Source organism: Ferrimonas aestuarii (assembly GCF_005116665.1).
In the GTDB taxonomy this organism is placed as follows: domain Bacteria; phylum Pseudomonadota; class Gammaproteobacteria; order Enterobacterales; family Shewanellaceae; genus Ferrimonas; species Ferrimonas aestuarii.
The window spans coordinates 1-307 of sequence record NZ_SWCJ01000052.1 but is presented as its reverse complement, the minus strand read 5'-3'; the positions used below and the strand labels follow the sequence as shown (position 1 = coordinate 307).

The window sequence follows — 307 nt, the reverse complement described above, 5'->3', positions numbered from 1 at the left end:
AAAAGCCCGTAGCGTTAGCTACGGGCTTTCTCAAAATATTGGCGGAGTGGACGGGACTCGAACCCGCGACCCCCGGCGTGACAGGCCGGTATTCTAACCAACTGAACTACCACTCCACCGAAATTGGTGTCTGACGATGACCTACTCTCACATGGGAACTCCCACACTACCATCGGCGCAACTGCGTTTCACTTCTGAGTTCGGCATGGGATCAGGTGGGACCACAGCGCTATGGTCGTCAGACAAATTCTTTTAACTCGCTAATCAAGCAAGTTAATCAATTTGGTCAAGCTGCTTTCTCGCTTTT

The 307-nt window shown here is 51.1% G+C and carries 1 tRNA gene and 1 rRNA gene; both read right to left on the bottom strand.

Annotated features, from left to right (window positions below):
- Window positions 1–39: 39 nt before the first annotated feature.
- A tRNA-Asp gene (locus FCL42_RS21580) sits at window positions 40–116 on the bottom strand.
- Window positions 117–128: 12 nt separating this feature from the next.
- Window positions 129–243 (bottom strand): 5S ribosomal RNA (rrf, locus tag FCL42_RS21575).
- Window positions 244–307 lie beyond the last annotated feature (64 nt).